Genomic DNA, 17,071 nt, shown 5'->3' with positions numbered 1-17,071 from the left:
AGTACTGCGGTACTTAACTTTGCTGTTCGCCGCTCGAGACGACCGGTCACCCTTCGGCGAGGACCTCTTCGTCGGTGAGCGCCGCGACGTCGAGATAGTGCCGGGCGATCACCGCCAACCGCTCCGGGGTGCCTCGAGCCGCCTCACGACTGCTCAGCCGTTGGGCGAAGCCCGCCACAGTGCGGGTCGCAAACAGGTCCGTGACCACCGCGTGGTCGACCGCCAGCCAGTCCCGCACGCGTGCGACGACGGCGGTCGCCAACACCGAATCGCCGCCGAGGGCGAAGAAGTCGTCGTACACGCCGACCGGTTGCGCACCGAGCACCTCGGCGACGATCTCGGCAAGCGCGGCCTCCAGATCACTCGTTGGGGCGGCGTGCGCGCCCGCCGGCACGTCCGGCTCCCCGAGCAGTGCCACGACAGCACGGCGGTCGAGTTTACCGTTGGGAGTCAAAGGAATTCGTTCCAGCATTGTGATGCGCGACGGGATCATGTAGCTGGGCAGCAGCTCGGCCAGGGCGACCGTGATGTCACCGTCGATCGGGTCACCCGCGATCGCCGCCACCAGTTGGGGCGCTTTGGTGCCGACGACGGCGGCGACGGCCTGCCGCACCCCCGGCACGGTGCGCAACGCGCTCTCCACTTCCCCGAGTTCGACGCGGTATCCCCGGATCTGGACCTGGTGATCGGCGCGGCCGAGGAATTCGATGGTGCCGTCGGGCCAATATCTGGCCAGGTCGCCCGTCTTGTACCAGCGCATCCCCTGGTGCTCGACGAAACGTTGCGCGGTGCGTTCCGGGTCGTTGCGGTAGCCCGCGGCGACGTTGGTCCCGCCCACCCAGAGTTCACCCGGCACCCAGTCGAGGCAGTCCCGGCCCGACGGTGAGACGACCCGGCACCGCACGTTGCGCAGGGGCACACCGAACGGCACCGTCGCCCAGTGCTGTGGCGGTTCGCCCACCACTTCGCAGATGGTGCTGTGGATCGCGGTTTCGGTGGCTCCGCCGAGTCCGGCGAACCGGCATCCGGGGACCAGCGCAGCCAGTCGGCGGGCCAACTCGGCCGCCACCCAGTCACCGCCAAGGATGGCCGCGCGCAGTGAATCGCCGAGGCGGTTTCCGGCGGATTGCAGGATCATGTCGAGAATGCCAGGCACGCAATTGAGGATTGAAACCCGGTGCTGCCGAATCAGTTCCACCCAGGCATCCGCCGAAGCCCGCTGGCAGTCTTCGACCACGACCACCGCCCCGCCCGTCGCGAACATGCCGAAGATGTCATAGACCGAGAGGTCGAATTCGAGTGCGGAGAATCCCAGCGAACGATCCCCGCTGCTCACCCCGAACCATTCGTTGACCGCGTCGATGGTGTTCATCGCCGCGCTATGCGGCACCTCAACGCCCTTGGGCTGGCCGGTCGAACCCGAAGTGAAAAGCACGTAGGCGATCGCGCTGGTATCCGCAATGACCGCGGCTGGCAGCGGTTCCGGGTGGTCGCGTGCCGCCTCGATGGAAAGGCCGGCGACACCCGAAGCCACCGGCGACCCGTCGGCCGTCAGCACCGCGGCAACATCGGCGGCCGCCAAGATTTTCGCCTGCCGCGCCGCGGGTTGGTCGACACCGATCGGCAGATACGCCGCGCCCGCGGCCAACGCCCCCAGTACGGCAAGGATCTGGTACCTGCCCTTGGGTAACTGGACGGCGACCGTGTCGCCCGCAGCCACACCCTGTGCGCGCAGCGCGCCCGCGACCGCCAGCGCCGCCTTGGCGAGTTGCCCGTAGCTCCAGCGGCCGACCGAGTCGTCGTAGCCCCACACGACGGCCGCGTCGTCGGGATGAGTCGCGGCGTGGTCGAAGAAGCCTTGGTGCAGGCAGCGGCCGCTGACCGGGCCGTCGGTTGCGTTGACCGCCGCGCGGACCTGCGCCTGGTCGGCCGGCAGCTGCACCGCCGCTTCGGCGTCCCAGGCGGTGTCGCCGTCGCCAAGACGCTGGACGGTCTTGGTGAACGTTTCGAACATCGCGTCGACCAGACCCGCCGGAAAGGCCGACTCGCGGACATCCCAGTTGATCAGCAATCCACCGCGCAGTTCGGTGATCTGGGCGTCGAGCAACACCTGCGGTCCTTGGGAAATGATCCATACCGGGTCACCGAACGTCTCGATGACGTTGTGGGAAAACAGCTCCCCGAGATCGAGCGCGCTGGTGAAGACCACCGGCGCGAGCACCGGCTCACCGCGGTGCCTGCCCAGGTCGCGCAGCACCTCGAGACCGGAATACGCTGCGTGCGAGCTACTGTCGTACATGCTGCGCTGAACCGCGTGGGCGCGCTGCGCGATCGACATGTCTTCGCTGACGTCGACCTCGAGCATGATCGACGAGGTGAAATCCCCAATTACCCGGTCGATCTCGGGATGGATGGGTTCCCGCTGAAACAACGGCACATTCAACAGGAATTTGTCCTCAGCCGACCAGCCACCAATGGTGTCGGCGAATACCGCCGCCAGCGCGACGGCCGGAGTGACACCGCGCGCGTGTGCCCCGGAGATAAGCCTCTCCTTGGCTTCCGGCGCCAGCCAGTGATCATACCGGACGGTGCGGTGCGGCCCGCTGCGCTCTGCCGCCCTGGGAAGTTGAGGCGCACCTGGCATTTCGGGAAGTCGTTGCTGCCACCACTGCCGGTCTCGCTCATGTGCGACGTTGTCATCGCGGCTGGCCCGGCGTTGGTCGAGGTAGCGTTGGTAGCTGTAGCCGGGCATCGGCAGTGTGGCTCCGCAATAGGCATTGGCGAGCTCTGTGACCAGCACCCGATAACTCATCGCGTCGCCGGCCAACATATCCACGTCAAGGTGCAACCGCGCCCGGTCCCGGTACAGCGTCAGGGTGACGTCGATGACCTGCCCGTCTTCGATTGCCAATCGCTGGTGTGTCTTTCGGTCACGTATGGCCGCCAGCTCTGCTTGCACCGCGTCCGCGTCACGGTCGCGCAGGTCGACGACGCCGAACACCGGTCGCCCCGGCCGCGTCATGGTCTGCTGGGTGCCGTCCGGCAAAAACCTGGTGCGTAGCATCGGGTGCGCCGCGACGACCGCGTCCGTCGCACGGTGCAGCCGGTGCGGGTCAATTGCGGCACCGTCGAACTCAACGTAGAGGTGGGCCGCGACGCCGCCGAGTTCCTGTTCGTCGGATCGCCCGATCCAGTAGGCGTGCTGCATTGGTGCCAGCGGGAATGGCGCGTCGTCGGTGGGTGGCTGGACGGGTTGCGGCCGTTCCGGTGTTGTAGGTGCCAGCGCCTGGTCACCGCTGAGCAGCTCGTGCCACGATTCGACGGTGGGACTGGCGGCGAGCTCGGCGAAGGTGATGTCCGCGCCGCGCTTACGCCAGCCGCCCGCCAGGGACATCATGCGAATAGAGTTGAGCCCCAACTGGATTAGGTCATCGTGGTCCGCGACGTCGGTGGCCGGGCAACCGAGTTGAGCCGCGATCGTGGCCTTGATCTCGTCTTTGCTGATCCATTCCTCGCCGGGCGGCGGCATGTGCAGTCCTTTCTAATCCGCTTCGGGATTCAGGTCGAGCGCGGCGGCCAGCACCGCGATCGCGCGCTGCCAATGCTCAGTGAGGCGATCGATGTCGGCCCCGCTGAACAGGGCGTCACTGAACAGCACATTATTGATCAACACCCAACCGGCCGGTGTGGCGCCGATCAGCACGCTCATGTTCAACGCGAAGCGCAGCGGCAGATCCGGCTCGGGATCTACCGGCAGCGTTTCGATTTCGGCTCCGCTGAGAAGTGACCATGGCTCGTTCGCGTTGCCGCTGAGGTCGAGTCGGCCCATGTAGTTGAACAGTAATTGCGGCTCGGCTGTCTGCGGCAGTTCGGGGATTCGGGCGATGTAGCGAAGCAGCCCGTAATCCAGGCCTTCGTACGGGATCTCATCCAGGTGCGTGGTGACCGAGTCGAGCAGTGCGCGCGCCGCCGCAGGATCCTTCTCGAGCCGATCGACATCCAATGTGTCCGAGCCGCTCCCCACTCCCAGCCGCACCGGGAAGGCGTTGGTGAACCAGCCGACGGTGTTCGCGGTGTCGGTATGCAGAACCGAGTCGGCCCGACCGTGGCTGTCCAATGCGATCAACGCGCCGGACGACGGATCGTGGCCGGCGGCTAGGCGATAGTTCCCGATCGTGATGGTTGCCGCGCACAACAGGATTGCACGCATGCGGTCCTCGCGGGTGACCGCGGCCAGCAGGCGTTCGGTGATCTCTACCGGGGTGTACACGGTGGTCACCCGGAGTTGTGACCAGGTGTCACGGGTCGGGTCGGGATGCCGCGCACCCAGCGCGGGATCGAAGTCGCGGACCTGCGCCAGCCAGTAGTCGCGCTGGGCCGCCACCTCGGGTTGCGCCGCGCGCTCCCACATTAGCTGGCACCAGCGGCGGTAGGAGGTGAACTCCGGCAACGCTTTCGGTGTCTCGCCGGCCTGCAGGGAACGCCACGCCTCCTGGATGTCGCTGACCAGGATGTGCCACGACACCACGTCCACTACCAAGTGGTGAATGGTAAGCAGCAGCAGGTCGGCACCGGCACCGGTGAACCAAATCGCCCGCACCATCGCGCCCGCGTACGGGTCGATCTCGTCCATCACCGTCCGCGCGGCATCAGGGATCAGAGCCGCGAGGTCGGTTCCGGCTGGCACCTTCGCCTCGGACAGCAACTCTGCGGCGCTCACCACGCCGGGCGGACGGGTCACCAGGCGGGCTCCGTCGGGTGTTTCGGTGAGCGTCGACCGCAGCACTTCGTGTCCGTCGAGCAGCAGTTGCAGCAGCAGCTCGATCACCGGCCGCTCGATCCCGGGGGGCACTCGCATCAGGATGGTGTTGGTGAAGCGCCGGTAGTTACCGAACTCGTTCACCCAGGACACGATCGGCAACGGCAGCACCTCGCCGTAGTCCGCGACCGCGGCAAAGCCGTCCGCGTCGCTCCACGCGTCGACGGCCGCCGCCAGTTGGCGGATGGTCGGGCAGCTCAACACCATTCGCGGTGTCAACGGGATATCGCGGCGCTGGGCCTTATGGACCACCGAGATGGCCGAGATGCTGTCCAGCCCGAGCGAGAAGAAGTCGTCGTCGATATGTGGCATCACGCCACTGAACTGTTCGGCGAATATCTCGCACAACGCCCGTTCGGTGTCGGTGGACGCCGCCGCGCCGCCCACCGTCACAGAAGTCAGGGCGTCGTGCGCCAGCCGATCCAGCGCAGCTCCATCGAGCTTGCCGTTGGCATTCACCGGCAGCCGTGGCAAGGCCACGATCCTGGCCGGGATCATGTAGGTTGGCAGGTGCTCGGTGAGCGCGGCGCGCAGGCGGGCCGGATCAGATTCCGAGTTCTGTTGCCAGACAACGAAGCCCACCAGGATCGGGCCGGATTCGCGGCGCAGGACGGACACTGCCGCGTCGTGCACCTCGGGCTGATTGCGCAGTGCGGACTCGATCTCCCCGACCTCCACGCGGTAGCCCCGGATCTTGACCTGGTCGTCTTCCCGCCCCAGGTAGGCGTAGCCGCCGTGCGGCAGCCGACGCACCAGGTCCCCGGTGCGGTACATGCGCCGGCCGGGGCGGAACGGATCCGCTACGAAGCGCGCCGCCGTCAGTGCGGGCTGGCCGACGTAACCGCGGGCCAGCTGCGCCCCCGACAGGTACAGCTCCCCCACCACACCGTGAGGCACCACGCGTAACTCCGAATCCAATACATAGCCGAAGGTTCCGGAATTGACCGTGCCGATCGTCGGCGCCGCGTACTCGTTGACTGCGGCCACCACCGCCTCGACCGTCGTCTCGGTAGGCCCGTAACAGTTGTGAACCGCGGTCGGTGCCAATTCGCGTAGTTGTCGCCACAATGTGGCGTCGATCGCCTCGCCGCCGAGCGCCAGCACGGACAGGTTGCGTTCGGCCAGGCCGGCGGCCCGCAGTTGAACGAACATCGACGGGGTGGTGTCGATCATGTCGACGCCGAAGTCGGCCAGACCCCGCACCAACCGGTCCGCGTCGCGCATCTCCTCCGCGTCGAACAGGTGTACACCGTGGCCGTCGAGCAGGCCGACCATGGGCTGCCATGACGCGTCGAAGCTGAACGACCACGCATGAGCGATTCGCAACGGACGCCGCAACCGCGTTGCGGCGGGCCGGTAGACGCGGTCGCGGTGGTCGGCGTAATAGCTCAGCAGCGCGCCGTTGGTGCCGACGACGCCCTTGGGCTCACCGGTGGAGCCGGAGGTGAAGATGACGTAGGCGCTGTGTTCTGGATGACGACGGACCGGGGGCGCGACGGGGTCGTACTGCCGGAGACGTTGCGCCACGGCGGGATCGTCGAGCATCAGGGTGGGTAGCCGCCCGCAGATCCGCTGCGCATGACCGGTTTGCGTGATCGCCAGCACCGGGTTGGCCTGCCGCAGCTGGGAATCGATGCGGACTTCTGGCAGTCCGACGTCGATGGGCAGGTAGGCACCCCCGGCGGCGAGCACCGCCAGAATTGCGACCACCGAGTGAACCGAGCGTGGCAACACCAGCGCGACAACGGTTTCCGGATCCACACCCTGCCGGGCCAACTCGCAGGCCAGCCGAGCCGCCTCGGCATGCAGTTCGGCGTAGGTGTAGCGCACCCCGTCACCGCTCGTCAACGCGACCGCGTCCGGCGTGGCACGGGCCTGCCGCTCGAAGCTCTGCCACACCGATTGCTCCGTCGCCGGTACCGGGATGGCGGCAAGCTCGTCCAACTCGGCTCGTTCCGCGGCGGTGAGAACGTTCAACGTGTCGGGACTCTGCTCCCCGATGTCGGGCAGCTGCCGTAACACCGAGACCAGTCGCTCGCACAGTTGCGCAGGCGAAATATGCGGCAACGCTTCACGAATCGCCTCGACGACCACAATCAACGTGTCCTCGATCAGGTGCGAGACCACTGTGAGCGGGTAGTGGGTCAGGCTTTCCCCTTCCACGGGGGTGAAGCGCGTTCCGTCCGCGGTGGTGACCGGCCGGACGGCATCCTCGAGTGGCGCATTCTCGAACACGAACAGCGTGTCGAAGAGGCTGCCGTGACCGTGCGCCCGCTGTAGCTCGGACAGGCTGAGGTAACCGATGTCACGCAACGAAGAGGATTCCCGCTGCAGCCCTCTGCATTGTTCGACCACGGGGCTGGTGCAGCTGAGTTGATGCACCACCGGGACGGTGTTGATGAACATCCCGACCATGGTCTCGACGCCGGTAAGGTGCTCGGGTCGGCCGGAGACGACGGTCCCGAAGACCACGTCGCGCCGGTCGGTGAGCCGGCTGAGCACCACGATCCAGGCGAACAGCACTGCGGTGTTGAGCGTGAGCCCGTTACGCCCCGCCCACTGGCGCAGCCGCGCCGTGGCGCCGGAAGGCAGCAGCAGGTTCGCCTTTTCGGGCACACCGTGAGCTGGCGTGGGTATGCCATCGGCCACCATGAGCGGCGCGGAGACACGCTGCAGATAATCCGTCCACTTGGCGGTCGCGACCGTGCGGTCCTGCCGGGACAGCCAGGCGATGTAGTCCCGGTAAGGCCGCGGGACGGGTAAGCCGTCGGTCGAGCCGCCCGCCTGATACACCGCGAGCATCTCGGTGAAGAAGATGCCGAGTCCCCAACCGTCCACGAGGATGTGGTGGGCGGTGAAGATCATGCGGCGCCTGGTTTCGCCGGGCACCGACAGCAGCACGACGCGCAGGGCCGGACCGCGGCTCAGGTCGAACGGCCGACGCCGTTCCGAGCGGGCGATCGAGTCGAGTTCGCTTGCCGTGGTGACCCGTTCGGACCAGGGCAACTCGGCGTGCGCGGGGACGATCTGCACCGGCCGCGGGACGTCGCGATCCCAGAACGCCGCGCGCAGGTTCGGGTGGCGGTCCAGCATGGCCTGGGCGCTACGGCGCAGCAACGCGACGTCCAGCGGTCCGTCGATGTCGGCCACCAACTGCATGGTGTAGATGTCGAGACCGTCTTCGGCCAGGCGGTATAACGCAAACAAGCCCTCCTGCAGCGGGCTCAGCGCAAGCACATCCTCGATCTGCGGCGGCGCGGCGGTCATGGTCGGGTCAGGCCTGGTTCTGCCAGGATGCGGTGAGCGCCGCCAACGCGTCAGCATCCAGGCCGGATGCGCTCATCGGCGCACTGGTCGCGGTCGACTCGGGGTGCGAATCCGCAAGGCCGGCAGGCGCATCGGCTACCCTGTCGACAGCCGCGGCCACCTCGGCGATCGTCATGTGCTCGAACACCATCGCAGGAGCCAGCGCCAGTCCCTGCGCGTTGGCCCGGGCGGACATCTGGACGGCGATGATGCTGTCACCGCCGAGCGCGAAGAAGTTGTCTTCCGGTTCGACACCGTCGATTTCGAGGAGTTCCTCCAGTAGGGCGATGAGTGCCCGCAGGGTTTCCGGCGACCCGCCCGCCACGAGTTGTTGCGGCCGGGCGCCGGCCGGTGTCGGTGGGGCCAACAGCTTGTCCATGACTTCCGCCGGCGCCAGTTGCAGTGCCGACAACGGCGAATCGGGCTGGTTCGCAAAGGCTTCCAGCGCGGCGTCGAGTGCCTCGGCGATGTGGTGCACGGTCTGGGGTTCGTACAGGTCGGCGTTGGCGACAATGCGTACCTCGAGCCCGCCGTCCGCGAGCACGTTCATGCTGACGTTCAGATCCAGCAACGAGACATCGAATTCCATCGGAATAGCGACGACCGTCGTTTCGGGGGTGAGATCGCGCGGGGCCAGCGCCCAGTCCTCTGCCCGGAAGTGGATCGAGCTCTGGAACAGCGGGTGGTTGCGCGATCTCGAGCGCGGCGGGTTCAGGGCTTCGACCAGCCGGTCGATCGGTATCTCCTGATGCGCCAACGCATCGAGCACCACTTCGCGGGAGCGCACCAGTGCGGTGCGCGGGCTCGGGTCACCGGATAGGTCATTACGCAGGGCGACCACGTTGGCGAATGGCCCGTTCACCTGTGCGGTGGCCAGTTCACCGCGGGCCGCCACCGGACTACCGATCGCGATGTCGGTGCCGGCACCCAGCTTGTGTAGTAATACCGCGAGCGCGGCCTGATAGACCATGAACTCGCTGGCACCCTGCACGTCTGCCAGCCGGTTGAGGACCGCGCGGCGCGCGGCCGGGAGCGTGAAGGCCGCCACCGCAGCGCGCCTGCCGATCACCGGGGGCCGCGGATGATCGGCGGCCAGGGAGAGCTCGGTGGGCATTCCGGCTAGTGCGTCGCACCAGTAATTCAGCTCACCCTTGGCCCACTCGTTCGGCACATCGAAGGTGTTCCGTTGCCACAGTGCGTAATCGATGAATTGGAACGGCAGCGCGTCCCACTGTGGCGCCGTTCCGGCCAGCCGCGCGCGGTAGGCGCTGACGAGGTCCTCGTAGATAACCCCCAGCGAGTTGTGATCGGTGACGATGTGGTGGATCAGCACCACGAGCACATGCTGGTCCGGGCCGAGCGCCAACAACGTGGGTCTGATCAGCGGCCCCGACTCCAGGTCAAACAGGTGCCGGCGCAGTTCGCCGGCCTTCTCGTCGAGCTGGTCGGCAGCAATCTCGGCGACGGCGAGCTCAACGTTCAGGGCCGGCCGCACGCATTGATAGGGCATGCCGTCGTGTTCGGCGAACGAAGTGCGCAGCGCCTCGTGCCTGGCCACCACGTCGTTGAGCGCGTCGGCGAGCACCGCGGTATTCAACGGACCGGTGAAGCGAAGTGAGAGAGCCAAGTTGAAGACATCGTTCGCACCGCGCATCCGGTGCTGGAACCACATGGCAAGTTGCGAGTAGGACAGCGGCGGCCGCTCGGGCCGGACCTGGTGGGACAGCCCGGGGCGGGCGGCCGCGGACCGCCCGGCCAGCAGCTCGGCCAATCCCGCCGGCGTGGGGGCATCAAAGACGGCGCGGACGTTGCAGTCGACGTCGAACTCGGCGCGGATCAAGGCGACCAGCCGCGCCGCCAGCAGCGAGTGACCACCCAGGTCGAAGAACGACTCGTCGACGCTCACCCGCTCACAACCGAACAGCCGCCCGAAGATGGCGCACAAGCGTTGCTCGGCCTCGGTGGTCGGCTCCCGGTAGCTGCGAAGCGCGACCGGGGTGGGCGGCGGCAACGCCCGCTTGTCCAGCTTCCCGTGCACCGTCATCGGGATCTCTGGGATTACGCCGAACGCGGTGGGCACCATATATTCGGGTAGGACCGCCGCGGCGTGGGCGTGAATCTCACCCAGCTCGAATTCGTTTCCGCCACCGGGAACGACGTAGGCGACCAGCCTTGGCCCGACCTCGGTGTCTTCGGCGATAACCATGCAGTGTCGCACAGCGGGGTGCGTGGCGATCACCGACTCGACCTCGCCGAGTTCGATGCGGAAACCCCGGACCTTGACCTGTTCGTCGGCTCGGCCGACGAACTCCAATTTCCCGGAAACGTTGCGGCGGACCAGATCCCCGGTCCGGTACAGCCGCTGTCCGGGGTTGAACGGGTCGGCGACGAATCGCTGCGCGGTCAACGCGGGTCGCCCCAAGTAGCCGCGCGCCAGTTGTGCGCCACCCAGATACAGTTCGCCGACCACCTCGGCCGGCACGGGTTGCAGCTCCTCATCCAGTACGTAGGTATAGACATTTCGGTTGGGAATGCCGATCGGCACCACCCCGGTTCCCTGTGGCCCCTCCACGGGCAGGTGAGTCGCACAGATGACGGCCTCCGTCGGGCCGTAGTGATTGCGCAACTTGGCGTCGAAGTAGCCGGCGAATTTGTCGGCCACCTCCCCGGACAGCGCCTCTCCGCCTACCGGGACATGGCGCAACTGCCGCCATTCACTGACCTGTGGCAGCAGCAACAGCGTGCTCAGCATTGAGGGCACCATGTGCAGGGTCGTGACGCCGTGGCGGCTGATCAACTCGGCGACATACGGAATGTCGTTGAAAGCGTTAGGCTTCGGCACGATCAGCCGCGCTCCGAGTGACAACGGGGCGAAAATCTCCATCAGTGAGGCGTCGAAACTGACCGACGACGACTGGAACACCCGGTCGTCGGCGGTCAGGCTCCACTCGGCAAGAAACCCGTCCATGTGCTCGGCGATCGCGTGGTGCGGCACCGCCACGCCTTTGGGCTGGCCGGTGGAACCGGAGGTGTAGATCACGTACGCCAGGTGATCGGGCCGCAACGGCTGCAGCCGATCGGTGTCGGTGAGCGCGACGTCGGACAGGCTCGCCGCGGCATTCTCCGCCGCGGCGAATTCGACCTGCCCGATCACCATTACGGGGTTCGCATCCCGCATCAGATACTCGATGCGGTCCTCGGGAAACGCTGGGTCGATCGGCAGATAGGCCGCGCCCGCTTTCAGTACGGCGAACATGGCGACGACGAATTCGATCGACGTCGCCATGCGCAGGCCGACGATGTCTTCGGCACCAATTCCGTTGCCGATCAGCCAGCGCGCCAGGCGATTAGCGCGACCATGCAGCTGCGAATACGTCAGCTGTGCGTCGTCGGAGACGAGGGCGAGGCCATCCGGCGCGGCGTCGGCCGCCGCTTCCAGCGCGGCCACCATGGTGGCGGCGGGAGTGGCGAGGAGCTCACCGTGTGATTGCGCGAGAACGGCTTCCCGCTCGCCGGGCCCCAGCAGGTCGAGTGCGGCGAGGCGATGGGCCGGCTCGCGCAACGCGTGGTCCAGCAACTGCACGTAATGCGACAGCATCTGATCCACCAGTGCGCTCGAGAGCACCTCGGTCTGATACTCGAATTCGGTCATCATGCCGCCCGGGTCGAGCACCACCGCGAGCGCCAGCGGCACCGGTGCGGTAACGGCGCCGAGTTCGAGTTGTCGAGTGCTGACACCGTCGAGGCGCAACCCGGAGACGGTTTTGCGCATACTGAAGCCGAGCCGGACCAGGCGATCCATCCCGTCCCGCCCTGCGGTCCGCTCCGGATTCAGCTCGCGCACCACGCGATCGAGGCCGACGGACTGCCGGGCGAAGGCCTGCAAACACGTTTCGGCCACTCGGTCGACCAACGAGCTGAACGTGTCCTCCGGTCGCACGGCGATGCGCAGCAACAAGGTGTTGCCGAAATATCCGATCGCGCGCTCGGCGGCGGCTCGTCGTTCGGTGACCGGCACCGAGATCAGGAAGTCCGCGGCACCGGTGTAACGACGAATCAGTGCGCCAAAGGCGGCGAGCAGCACCATGAACGGTGTGGCGGAGCGATGACGGGCGAACTCCTCGAGCCGACCAAACAACTCGGCCGGCACCGCCCCGGTACGCCGCTGCGCGTGCTTGGACGGGTTTGGGGACGACGCGCCGGGCAGCTGCAGCGGATCGGGTAGCGGCAGCAGGTTATTGCGCCAGTAGTCAAGGTCGGCGGCCGGTGGGTCCACCCCCTCGGTGGCCGCGCGACCCAGCACCTCGACCGCAACATATTGCGGCGGTTGGCCATTGACCGTCCCAGCGTTGTAGGCCGCACTCAGTTCGTCGAAGAACAACGCCCACGAATCGTCATCCCAGCAGATGTGATGCACCACGAGCAGCAACACGGATTCATTGGTGCCGGTTCGCAGCAGGGTGACCCGCAGCGGCAAATCGCTGGTGAGATCGAAGGGCCGGCCGAATTCCCGGTGAGCCAGTGCCTCGACGGTCTGCCCGCTTCCGGCAAGTCCCGTCATATCGTGTGTCTGCCAAGGGATTTCAACGTCATCGCAGAAGACCTGATACGGCTCGCCCTCGGTGTCCACCGCGTAGGTGGACCGCAGGACCGTATGGCGCGCGATGACCTCGCCGAAGGCGGCCCGCAGCCGCTCCTCATCCAGGGCGCCCGTCAACCGGTATGCCACACAGATGTTCAGTGTCGTATCGGCGGTGTCCATGGCTTGCACGAACCACATCCGGCGCTGACCGCTGGACAGAACGTAACGTCGCCCTGCTTCGAGGGCGGCCACGCCTGTCGCGGGCACGCTTCCGGCCGCGCCGCTCTCGGCGATGCGGCGGCGCAGCAGCTCACGGCGACGCTCCTGCACGGTCTTGGCATCGGGTGCCATCGTCGGTCTCACTGCCTCTCTCATACCGCCTGCGGCCAGGAATCGCTTTCCGAAGTCACATAGCCGCCGCGCGCGAAAAACTTGTCGCCGCTGTGCTCGACGCCGTCGGCTGTTCGCACCAGCGTGACCACCAGCGCGTGGTTTCGGCCGCGGAACGGTTCCGGCCCAGACACCACGGCACCGCCGCCTTCCTGCACGATCACCCGGCCCGGGGTGCCACCGTATCGGGCCTCGGAGACCCGGGCTTCGAGCACCTCGATCCGCTCGCCGCGGTAGAACGCGAAGGGACGGGGGTAGGGGTCCGACAGCGCGCGCACGAACCGTTCGAGGTCGGCGGCCGGCCAGTTCCAGTCGATGCGGCTGTCACGCTCAGATCGCTTGTGGTAGTAGGTCCGTTCGGCTTTGTTTTGCGGACGCCAGACGGCGGCGCCGGACTCGAGCGCACTCAGCGCTTCGGCGAGCGCGCCAGGAATCAAATCCATGCCCCGCATCACCAGCTCGGTGCCGGTATCGGTCGGCCCGATCGGCAGCGCGCGCTGGACCAGAATGTCGCCGGTGTCCAGGCCGTCGTCCATCCGGTGCACGGTCAGGCCGAACTCGGTCTCGCCGGAAATCAGCGCCCAGAGCACCGGCGAGAATCCGGTGAACTTGGGTAGCAACGAATCGTGCAGGTTCAAGGTGCCGTGGGGCGGAAGGTCGTACAGCTCGGCCGGCATCCACGTGTACCAGCTGTTGACCACGATGACATCGGGTTCGGCGCGGCGGACCAGGTCTATGGTTTCGGCGTCGACGCGGTCGGTCAGATGCAGCGGGATACCGTGCTCGCGCGCCAGCTCCTCGACAGACGCCGAGAAGATCGCCTTGTAGGAGTGTTCGCTGGCCGGGTGCGTCACCGCGAGCGTGACTTCGTGCCCGAGATCGATGAGGGCCTGCAGGGTCTTGTGCCCCCAGGTCTGAAATCCGAACGACACGACACGCATCAGGCACTTCCCTCCATGGACCCCTCCATGGACCCCTCCCCGGACCCCTCCATGAACCCCTCCATCTCATTCGTCACCGCTGCGGTCCCCTCCGGCACCCAATCCGCATCAGCAGATTATGTTAGCCTTCGCTAAGTTGATGGACGCGTGCGGCCGTGTCAATTGACTCCACGCCGGGTTACCGGGCGTGGCCTGCACATTTGAGTTTTGCGAGGTTCCCCACGAAACCGTCCGTGCCGGGCAGCCGTGCGGGAAGATACCCAGGTGCAAGACGCCGTGCAGGTGAACAGGCCCGACCTCGCGGGCCGGCGCACTGCACTCGAACACCAGGGGTTCGGCGGCACCTTCTCGTTGCGTTCCCTCGACGTGGACCGCGACCTGGATCTGCTGCATTTCTGGATGAACGACCCGGTCGTGGCCGAGTATTGGAACAAGCCCTGGTCCCGGACAAAAATCAAGTCTTACCTGCGTCAGCAGCAGCGCAGCGATCACTCCAGTCCTTATCTGGGTGAGCTTGACGGCGTGCCGATGAGCTATTGGGAGCTGTACCGCGCCGACCTCGACCCGCTGTCGCAGTATTACCAAGCCCGGCCTCACGACGCCGGGATCCACATGCTGCTCGGCCCTTCGCAATACCGTGGGCGGCGGCTGGCGGTCGACCTATTGCGGGTGATTTCGGCCTGGCAGCTTGATGCGGACCCGTTGGCGACGCGGGTGATCGGCGAGCCCGATGCGTCTAATGTGCGCCTACTCCGAGTGGCCGAACTGGCCGGCTTCCGGCGCGTGGCCGACCTTGACCTGCCGAACAAGCGCGCGGCCCTGGTGGTGCGCGAGCGCGACTGGCTGTAGGTCCGAGCACCCCACCTCGCCCAGGCCGCGTTATGTTAGCCTTCGCTAAGTTCACGCCCGTGCGGCCTTCGCGGGCGATCCGTGCGGGCCAACCCGACGGGCTCACGGGAGGTGGGAGCGCATGCCGCGCACGCTTGGCTGGATCAGGCAGTTCCACCAACCGGCTTCTCCCGAGAGCCCTACCCTGCTGGTCTTCCCACACGCCGGCGCCGGCGCCTCCGCCTACCGCGCCTTCTCCAAGATTCTGAGCCGAGACTTCAACGTCCTGATCTTCCAGTACCCCGGTCGCCAGGACCGGGCGGCCGAGCCGCCGCTGGCCACGCTTCCCGAGATCGCCGCCGGAGCGTTTCAAGAATTCTCGACATCCGAGCACAATTGCGGCCCCGTCGTCACGTTCGGCCACAGCATGGGTGGGTGGGTCGCCTTCGAGTTCGTGCGGCTCGCCGAAGCCAGCGGGGTGGAGGTACGCCAACTCACCGTCTCCGGGGCGGTGGCCCCCGCCAACGCGATCACCAAACCGTCCCACCCGACCGAGGACGAGGACATTCTGAACCATCTGACGGCATTGGAAGGCACCAATTCCGCCGTCTTCGGCAACCGCGATCTCATGAGATTGGCGCTGCCCGTCATCAAGGCCGACTACCGCGCCTGCGACGCGTACTCCGCCACTGACTCCTGCACCGACGACGTCAAAGTCTCGGCTCCCATCCATGCCCTCGGGGGCGATCAGGACCCGATCGTCACGCTCGGAGATCTCTACGGATGGGGCAAGCACACCGGCAGCGTGGAAGTCACCATGTTCGTAGGCGGGCACTTCTTCCTCAACGATCATCTCGACGATGTGGCGGAGTTGTTGACCGCCTGCGCGCAACGCGAGCGGGCTCGGTGACTGACCCCGTCGTCATCTCGGGACTGGCCGTCGAAGCCCCCGGCGGCCTGGACACCCCGGCTGCGCTGTGGGAGGCGCTGTGCGACTCCCGCGAGCTGATCTCGCCGTTCCCGCGCGACCGCGGCTGGCCGGTCGAGGACCTGCTGGCGGTGTCCGAGACCGACGGTTGGGGGAAGGTTTGCGACGCTGGCGGTTTCATGGAAAGCGCGATGTTGTTCGACCCGCCGTTCTTCGGCATCACCCATCGCGAAGCTGTTGTCATGCACCCGCAACAACGCGTCGCGATGCGGGTGGCGTGGAAAGCGCTGGAGAACGCCGGGATCAATCCGGCGACGCTGGAGGGCGAATTCGGCGGCTGTTTCGTCGGAATGTCGATGACCGAGTACGGAACCCGTACCGCGGTCGCCGACGAATACACCGGCCACCGGACTGTCGGGATGGGGCAGCTGGGTGGTGCCGGCCGGATCTCGCACTGCCTGGGCCTCACCGGCCCCTCGATGTGCATCGACTCTGCCTGCGGTTCCTCGTTGACCGCCCTGCAACTGGCGGCCAACTCGGTGGCCATGGACGAGTGCGAGTGGGCGCTGGCCGGTGCCGTCTGTGTACTGGGATCACCGGCCGCGTTCTTCGAGTTCGCCAAACTGCACGCGTTGTCCGATGACGGCCACTGCCGGGCCTACGCCGACGACGTCAGCGGCACGGTGTGGGGGGAGGGCGCGGGAATGGTTGTGCTGGAACGGGAATCGCGGGCGCGTCAACTCGGACACCGAATCTACGGCCGGATCCTGGCTGTCCGTACCAACCACAACGGCAAAGGCAAACCGATCCTGGTGCCCCGAGTGCGCGCGCAGGAGCAGGTCGTGCAGAAGACGCTGGATGCGGCCGGTATCGACCCCGCCGACGTCGGCATGATCGAAGGTCACGGCACTGCGACGCTTGCCGGCGACCCGGTCGAATTGCTCGCGCTGTTCAAGACCTACGGTGCGGCGGGATCCGAGGCGCTGCTCGGCTCGATCAAGTCGAACGCCGGACACGCCCAGGCTGCGGCCGGGATCCTCGGACTGATCAAGGTGCTCCTCGCCGGCCAGCACGGCTACATTCCGCCAACCCTGTTCTCCGACAACCCCACCAAGAAGCTGGACTGGGACCTGGTCGGCATCCGGCTGGCGACCAAGCTGCACGAGTGGCAGCCCAAGGACGGCGTCCGATACGGCGCCGCATCCTCGTTCGGCGCCGGCGGCGCCAATGCGCATGCCATCGTCGCCATGCCCGCCAGCGCTTGAATTTCCGAGAGT

At 66.7% G+C, this 17,071-nt stretch carries 7 protein-coding genes; 3 read left to right on the top strand and 4 right to left on the bottom strand.

Annotation, left to right across the window (positions count from 1 at the left end):
* Positions 1-46: 46 nt before the first annotated feature.
* The 4 genes from BN972_RS13520 to BN972_RS13505 are packed head-to-tail and all read right to left on the bottom strand — an operon-like array spanning position 47 to position 14,038.
* Positions 47-3,529, bottom strand: coding sequence for a non-ribosomal peptide synthetase (locus BN972_RS13520; RefSeq protein WP_036358649.1), 3,483 nt, complete (start codon positions 3,527-3,529; stop codon positions 47-49).
* 12 nt (positions 3,530-3,541) lie between these two features.
* Positions 3,542-8,086, bottom strand: a complete 4,545-nt coding sequence (locus tag BN972_RS13515) for a non-ribosomal peptide synthetase (RefSeq protein WP_036358646.1) — start codon at positions 8,084-8,086, stop codon at positions 3,542-3,544.
* Positions 8,087-8,093: 7 nt separating this feature from the next.
* Positions 8,094-13,058 carry a non-ribosomal peptide synthetase gene (locus BN972_RS13510; RefSeq protein ID WP_036358643.1) on the bottom strand — a complete coding sequence of 1,655 codons (4,965 nt, stop codon included), beginning with the start codon at positions 13,056-13,058 and terminating at the stop codon, positions 8,094-8,096.
* A gap of 20 nt (positions 13,059-13,078) precedes the next feature.
* The gene (locus tag BN972_RS13505; protein WP_036358640.1) at positions 13,079-14,038 is read right to left on the bottom strand and encodes a methionyl-tRNA formyltransferase; all 960 of its coding nucleotides are present in this window, start codon (positions 14,036-14,038) and stop codon (positions 13,079-13,081) included.
* 264 nt (positions 14,039-14,302) lie between these two features.
* Between BN972_RS13505 and BN972_RS13500 the strand changes: the two genes are divergently transcribed.
* The 3 genes from BN972_RS13500 to BN972_RS13490 all read left to right on the top strand — a co-directional run bounded on the left by BN972_RS13500 (position 14,303) and on the right by BN972_RS13490 (position 17,059).
* The gene (locus tag BN972_RS13500; protein WP_235192445.1) at positions 14,303-14,887 is read left to right on the top strand and encodes a GNAT family N-acetyltransferase; all 585 of its coding nucleotides are present in this window, start codon (positions 14,303-14,305) and stop codon (positions 14,885-14,887) included.
* A gap of 121 nt (positions 14,888-15,008) precedes the next feature.
* Complete coding sequence (locus BN972_RS13495; RefSeq protein WP_036358637.1) at positions 15,009-15,776, top strand: thioesterase II family protein; 768 nt, start codon at positions 15,009-15,011, stop codon at positions 15,774-15,776.
* Positions 15,773-17,059, top strand: a complete 1,287-nt coding sequence (locus BN972_RS13490; RefSeq protein WP_167659576.1) for a beta-ketoacyl [acyl carrier protein] synthase domain-containing protein — start codon at positions 15,773-15,775, stop codon at positions 17,057-17,059. The genes BN972_RS13495 and BN972_RS13490 overlap by 4 nt, the downstream gene beginning before the upstream one ends.
* The last annotated feature ends 12 nt before the right edge of the window (positions 17,060-17,071 follow it).

The organism is Mycobacterium asiaticum DSM 44297 (assembly GCF_000613245.1).
In the GTDB taxonomy this organism is placed as follows: Bacteria; Actinomycetota; Actinomycetes; order Mycobacteriales; family Mycobacteriaceae; genus Mycobacterium; species Mycobacterium asiaticum.
Note: the sequence above shows the minus strand (reverse complement) of the source record. Positions and strands in the feature narration are given on the sequence as shown.

Coding starts and splice junctions, on each gene's coding strand:
- BN972_RS13515 (WP_036358646.1), bottom strand. CDS start 8,086: ATGACCGCCGCGCCGCCGCAGATCGAGGATGTGCTTGCGCTGAGCCCG.
- BN972_RS13520 (WP_036358649.1), bottom strand. CDS start 3,529: ATGCCGCCGCCCGGCGAGGAATGGATCAGCAAAGACGAGATCAAGGCC.
- BN972_RS13510 (WP_036358643.1), bottom strand. CDS start 13,058: ATGGCACCCGATGCCAAGACCGTGCAGGAGCGTCGCCGTGAGCTGCTG.
- BN972_RS13495 (WP_036358637.1), top strand. CDS start 15,009: ATGCCGCGCACGCTTGGCTGGATCAGGCAGTTCCACCAACCGGCTTCT.
- BN972_RS13505 (WP_036358640.1), bottom strand. CDS start 14,038: ATGCGTGTCGTGTCGTTCGGATTTCAGACCTGGGGGCACAAGACCCTG.